This is a genomic window from Streptomyces sp. NPDC028635, from assembly GCF_040637635.1.
Classification (GTDB): Bacteria; Actinomycetota; Actinomycetes; order Streptomycetales; family Streptomycetaceae; genus Streptomyces.
On the sequence record NZ_JBEZWX010000080.1, the window covers coordinates 1 to 6405 of the forward strand.

Sequence of the window (6405 nt, forward strand, 5' to 3'; positions counted from 1 at the left end):
CGTCGCGGCCGGGGGGGGTGTGGGCGGCGCCCGGCGCCAAGGGGGCTCTGGCTCGGGGGTGTGGGCCGCGCCCCGCCGCGGACCGGTGCGGCACCTGATCGGCGCGGCAACGTCACGAGGCCCCTGCGGGGGCGCGAGCACTGCCAACGTCCCACGGCACGGGGCGTCGCGCACGGGGCGCGCGGCGCGCGGGTGAACCGGCGTGCGCCGGACGGTGCCGATGGTCAGAGACCCGTGCCGCCGGGCATCCCGCCCGTGCCGCCGGGGATGCCGCCGGTACCGCCGGGCATCCCGCCCGTGCCACCCGGCATGCCGCCCGTCTCACCGGGCGCGATGCGGCCGCGCCACGACCCGGACTCGGCGCCCCGCTCCTCGATGTACTGCTTGAAGCGCTTCATGTCGCCCTTGACGCGGCGGTCGATCGTGCCCACCAGGTCCGCCACCTTCTCGGCCGCGCCGCTCGGCTCGACCTCCATCACCAGCTCCACGCGCGTGTGCGTGTCGTCCACGCGCTGGAAGCGGACACTGCCCTTCTGGTCGGTGTCGCCGCTGGTCGTGCGCCAGGTGATGCGCTCATCAGGGAGCTGGTCGACGATCTCGGTGTCGAACTCGCGCGTCACACCGCCGATCTTCGTGGTCCAGTGGTTGTGCCGGTCGTCCAGCTGCCTGACCTCCTCGACACCCTCCATGAAGTGCGGAAACTCCTCGAACTGAGTCCACTGGTTGTACGCGGTGTGGACCGGCACGTCGACCTCGACGGTTTCCTTGACCGTGCTCATCCTCGTTCCTCCGTGTTCATGGCGTGACGGATCGGTACGAGGCGGCGGGTACCCGACCGGCGGAGATCTCCACCTGCGAGCTCGGTCGTCTTCCCGCGCGGGGGACTCCGAGGCCGGGAGTTCGGTCTCGCAGGACCGCGCGGGGGACTCGGAGGCCGGCGCCTCGCGCACCGGGGAGCGGTCCCGCCCGTGCTCCGGGGCATCCGCGTGTCCCCGCGCGCGGCGCACGCGCAGCGCCTCCCACAGCAGGGGCAGCAGGGAGAGCACGACGATCGCGGCGACCATGGGGATGAGATAGACGTCGACGTGGGCCACCGACGTGCCCAGCAGATAGCCGGCGAGCACCAGCGTCTGGGACCACAGCACACCGCCGACCGCCTGCCACAGAGTGAACGTCCGCACCGGGACGCCGAGCGCGCCGGCCACGGGGTGCAGCACGGTGCGCAGCACCGGTACGAAACGGCCGAGCACCAGGGCCTTGCCGTAGCCGTAGCGGGCCATGAACCGTTCCGCCCGGCCCGCTCCCTCCCGCAGCCGGCTGCTGGAGTTGCGGGACAGCAGCGCCTTTCCGCCGTGCCGCCCCAGCAGGTAGCCGACCTGTCCGCCGGCCACGGCCCCGACCGCGCCGCACAGCAGCACCTGCCACAGCTCGAGCCGCGCCCCGTGCCCGGAGCTGTCCGCGCACAGCACTCCGGCCGGGAAGAGCAGTGTGTCCCCGGGCAGGAAGAAGCCGAAGACGAGCAGCCCCGACTCCGCGAAGATCACCACCAGGACGCCGAGCGCGCCGAAGGCGGCCAGCACCGAGGCGCTGTCCGTCGGGTTGACGGCGATCACCGCGTTCGCCTCCCGGCCGTGGGTCGGATGCTCCTGGGGGCGACCGCACGGGCCGCCCCCACCAGCATCGCGTGAACCGGGCCGACAGGCATGGGCGGCGACCGCGGTGCGGTCGCCGCCCATGGGAGAAGAGCGAGGGCGGGTCTACGGCTCGTCGACGACGAGGGCCGGGGTGCCGGCCGTGAGGATCTCGCCGCGGAAGAACGCCGGGCTGCGGCGGCGCATCACGAGCATGATCACCACGCCGAGCAGCAGCAGGCCGACGCCGATCACGAAGACGGAACCCACGCCGAGGACGGAGGACCCGCTGCCGTACGCCGGATTCCACATGTCGTACAGCGTCTTGCCGAACACGGCGGTCAGCAGCAAGCCGCCGAGCACCGGGAAGAGGCCCTTGAAGACGGCGTCGCGCACGGAGCGGGTCAGGTCGCCGCGGAAGAACCAGGCGCAGGCGAAGGCGGTCAGGGCGTAGTAGAAGCAGATCATCAGGCCGAGCGCGTAGATCGTGTCGACCAGGACGTGCTCGCTGACGAGCGTCATGGCGGTGTAGAAGACGGCCGTCGCGGCGCCGGCGACGACGGTGGCCCGCCCGGGGGTGCGGAACCGCTCGTGCACGCGCGCGTACGACGCAGGCAGCGCCTCGTACGTGGCCATCGCGAGGACCGTGCGGGCGACCGGGATGAACGTCGTCTGCAGACTGGCGGCGGCCGAGGCCAGGACCGCGACGAACAGCAGGATGCCGAGGGCGTCGCCCATGACCGGGCCGGCCAGCGCGGCGAAGACGTTGTCGGAGGTGCCCGGGTTGGCCAGGCCCAGGCCGGAGGTGCCGGAGCCGACCGCCATCTGGGCGGCCACCGCGGTGGTCAGGTAGGAGCCGACCAGCACCACCATCGCGATCAGCGCGGCCCGGCCGGGGGTCTTGTCGCTGCCGATGGTCTCCTCGTTCGCCGTCAGGCAGGTGTCCCAGCCCCAGTACATGAAGATCGACAGGGAGAGCCCCGCGCTGAACGACGCGAAGGACTTGACCTCGAAGGGGTTCAGCCAGGACCAGGAGAAGTCGAGGTGGCCGGCGAAGGAGCCGGAATGGGCGGCCCGCAGGGCCAGGACGACGAAAAGGGCGAGCACCACGAGCTGGATGCCCACCAGCGCGTACTGCACGCCCTTCGTCGTCGTCATGCCGCGGTAGCTGATCGCGGTCGCACCGCCGATCAGCGCCAGACAGGTGACGATGTGCACGGCCTTGTCGCCGTCCAGAGCGGCCACCGCGTCGCTGCCGGAGAGCCGGCCGGCCAGCAGCCAGAAGTACGACGTGGCGACCCCGGCCAGGTTGGACAGCACGATCACGGTCGCGATCACCAGGCCCCAGCCGCACATCCAGCCGACGTGCGGGCCGAACGCCTTCACCGTCCAGGTGAAGGAGGTGCCGCAGTCCGGGACCGCCTTGTTCAGCTCCCGGTAGGCGAAGGCGACCAGCAGCATCGGCAGGAACCCGGCGAGGAACACGGCGGGCATGTGCACGCCCACCTCGCCGGCGGTGGAGCCGAGGGTGGAGGTGAGGCAGTAGACGGGGGCGACGGTGGAGACGCCGATCACCGCGCTGCCCAGCAGCCCGACCGAGTTGCCGCCCAGTCCCTTGCCCCGTACGCCCTCGCCGAGGCCCGTGCCGTCGTCCGGTGGCCGTGTCCCGCCTTTGGGACGTGTCGCCGTGTCAGTCATGGATGATGACGTTAAATCATGCGATATCCGTACATACCGTTCTCACGAAAGCATCGAGCGGCCTCATATTTATAGGCCATCAAGTGAAGCAACCGTTAATTGCGTGGGTGAAGCATCCGCTCGGCCTCGTGAACGAAGGCGACAGGGGTCACGGGAGAGGTGCGGGAATCGTGCGCCCGCCAGGAATGTCCGGTTCCATTTCTACCGTGTGATCTACGCCGCTCCGGCGTTGTCCGTGTCCAGCGCCGCCCGCAGCCAGCCGTCCGCGGCCCCCGGAGTCGGCTCCGGCCGGCCGCCGGGCGCCGAGATCACCACGGCCGCCAGCTCCCAGTACCGGTCCAGACGCGGCTCGGCCGCGAGCAGCCCGGCGAGCCGCCTGCGGAAGTCCCGGGTGTCCCGGGTGCCGTAGGCACTCGCGTACGCCGCCACATAGGCGTCCAGCGCCTCACCGGGCCGAGGCGTCCGCTCCCGGCGCAGCTGCGGCCCGGTCAGCTCGTACGCCTCGGCGAGCCCCGTGTACAGCACGGCCGCCCCGCCGGGACCGGCCACCCGGTGCACGTCCGGCCGGGGCTGTGCACCGGCCGGGCAGGGGCTGCTCGTCATCGCGTGCAGCCGGGCGAAGGCGAGCACCTGCTCCGGGGCCGGCTCGGCGGGCGGCTGAGGGACCGCCACCTCCAGGAACGCGGCCGTGGCCCGGGCCGGCATCCGCGCCGGCAGCCAGCCCCGCCAGAACCGGGCCGGCGCGTCCGTGCTCGGCCGGCCGGCCACCGCGCCGAGCAGCCGCACCCGCTCCGCCCGCTCCCCGGGTGGACACTCCTGCACCAGCCGCAGCGCCGCCTCCCGCCAGCGCAGCGCCCGCAGCTGCGAACCGAGATCGCGCAGCCGCCCGGCGACGGCGTCCTCCAGCGCCGGGCCGGCCGCCTCCTCGTCGTCGAGGATCCGGCGCACCTCGGGCAGCGGCAGGTCCAGGGCGCGCAGGGAACGGATCAGGCGCAGCCGCTCCAGCGCCTCGGGACCGTACCGGCGGTGTCCGCCGCCGCTGCGGCCGGCCTCCGGCAGCAGACCTCGGTCGGAGTAGAAGCGGACGGTCTTCACGGTGGCGGCCGCGCGCTCGGCGAGCTCACCGATGCTCCACAAGGCCTCGTGCGACACAGACAGTTGTACCTCCCCCTAGAGGAGTTCCTACGGTACCGGCCGTCCCCCCGAGCAAGGAGACGATCATGACGGTGTTCATCATGGTGGCGGGCGCGTTCACCGGCGCCCACGTGTGGGAGGCGACGTCCGCGCGGCTCGCCGAGGCCGGCGCCGAGGCGCACGCGGTGTCCCTCACCGCACTCGACGCGGACCGCCCGGCGGCGGGAACCGGCACGGATCTGGAGGCGCACATCGCGGACGTGCTCGCGGCGATCGACGCCGTGGACCCCGCGTCCGGCCGGCAGATCGTGCTCGTCGGCCACGACTACGGCATCCATCCGGTGCTCGGCGCCGCCGATCGGCGCCCGGAGCGCGTCGCCCGCGTCGTGTACCTGGACGCCGGCATGCCGCGCGACGGCGTCCCGCCCCTGGCCGCGGTACCGGACCAGGAGCTGCGCGCCCGGCTGTCCGAACGGGCCGCAAGCGGGGACACCGACGGTGAGCTGGCGCCTCCCGCGACCCGGGAGGAGTGGCAGCGCTGGGGGAGCACCGCCGGGGTCCCCGACGCGGCGCTGGACCGGCTGACCGCGCTGGCCGCGCCGCAGCCGCTCGCCACGCTGCTCCAGCCGCTGCGGCTGACGGGCGCGGTCGCCGCGGTGCCCACCAGCGGCGTGCTCTGCACCGGCAACGGCGTCAGCGTGGACATGGTGCAACGGCTCGTCGACTTCGGCGACCCGGCTCTTCAGGCGCTGACCGACCCCCGGGTGTCGTTCTTCGAACTGCACACCGGGCACTGGCCGATGCTGTCGTGCCCCGCCGAACTGGCCGAGGCCCTGCGGGCGGCGGCCGCCGGCGAGGGCCGCCGCCTGCGCCCGGCCGGCCTGTGCGAACCGCCCGCCCATCTGCGCCCGTTCCCGCTGGAGGTGCCCGAACTGCCCCGGGAGAGAAGGGGACACGTCGACCTGTACGTCCCCGACGCGGACGGTCCGCGTCCGGCCGTGGTGTTCGTGCACGGCGGTCCCTTGCCCGAGGGGTCCCGGCCCACCCCGCGCGAGTGGCCGACCCTGGTCGGGTACGCCCGCCTGGCCGCCGCCCACGGCATGGTCGGCGTGACCCTGGACCACCGGCTGCACGACGTCGGTGACTACGAGCGCGCCGCCGCGGACGTCAGCGCAGCGGTGGATCTGGTGCGGGCCGATCCCCGGGTGGACGCCGACCGGATCGCCCTGTGGATGATCTCCGGCGGCGGCCTGCTCACCGCGCCCTGGCTGGCCGCGCCCCCACCGTGGCTGCGCTGCCTGGCCGCCTCCTACCCGATCCTGGCCCCGCTGCCCAACTGGGGCCTGACCGACACCGGGTTCCAGCCGGCCCGTGCGGTGGCGCAGGTCGGGGCCCTGCCGCTCGTCCTGCTGCGCGCCGGGCTGGAGGCGCCGGAGATCGCGGCCACCGTCGAGGAGTTCGTGACGGCGGCCAAGGAGTGCGGCGCGGAGCTGGAACTGGTCGACGTGCCCGCCGGTCACCACGGCTTCGAGACCCTCGACCCGGCCGAGGAGGTCGGGCCGCCTCTGCGCCGTGCGATGCGTTCTGTGGTGGGGCGTCTGAGCGGGTGACGTGGACTGGCGTCGGTGCGGTGTCGCTCTGCGGGTTTGTAGGGGTGGTCGCCGTTGCCTGCGGCGCCTGTGCCTGCGGCGGCCTGTGCGGGTGCGTTGTGGCTGGTCGCTGTTGCCTGCGGCGCCTGTGCGGGTGCGTTGTGGCTGGTCGCGCAGTTCCCCGCGCCCCTTTGGTGCCTGCGGCGGCCCGCTGCGGTGCGTGGTGGGCTGGTGTCGCGCCTGCGGTGCGTGGTGAGTCGGGGCCGGGGTGGGGGGTGTCCGTCCTCGGTCCGGCCGGCCGTCACTCGGTACGGCGCCCTGTGCCGGTGCCGGACGCTGCGGGCGGACACCCC

The 6405-nt window shown here is 73.5% G+C and carries 4 protein-coding genes and 1 pseudogene; 1 reads left to right on the forward strand and 4 read right to left on the reverse strand.

Going from position 1 to position 6405, the window contains the following annotated elements:
• Nucleotides 1-224: 224 nt before the first annotated feature.
• The 4 genes and pseudogenes from AB0E88_RS35555 to AB0E88_RS35570 form a co-directional block, all read right to left on the reverse strand.
• Nucleotides 225-779: an SRPBCC family protein gene (locus AB0E88_RS35555; RefSeq protein WP_361639327.1), complete on the reverse strand. Its 555-nt coding sequence runs from the start codon at nucleotides 777-779 to the stop codon at nucleotides 225-227.
• A 216-nt stretch (nucleotides 780-995) separates the two neighbouring features.
• Nucleotides 996-1613, reverse strand: a pseudogene (locus AB0E88_RS35560) (DedA family protein); the annotation flags it as partial.
• A 144-nt stretch (nucleotides 1614-1757) separates the two neighbouring features.
• Nucleotides 1758-3329, reverse strand: coding sequence for an APC family permease (locus tag AB0E88_RS35565; RefSeq protein WP_361639321.1), 1572 nt, complete (start codon nucleotides 3327-3329; stop codon nucleotides 1758-1760).
• A 213-nt stretch (nucleotides 3330-3542) separates the two neighbouring features.
• A complete protein-coding gene (locus AB0E88_RS35570; protein WP_361639330.1) occupies nucleotides 3543-4487 on the reverse strand; it encodes a MerR family transcriptional regulator in 945 nt (314 codons plus the stop codon).
• Between the two features lie 62 nt (nucleotides 4488-4549).
• Between AB0E88_RS35570 and AB0E88_RS35575 the strand changes: the two genes are divergently transcribed.
• Entirely contained in the window at nucleotides 4550-6073 is a 1524-nt protein-coding gene (locus tag AB0E88_RS35575; RefSeq protein ID WP_361639324.1) for an alpha/beta fold hydrolase, read from the forward strand.
• Nucleotides 6074-6405: the final 332 nt, after the last annotated feature.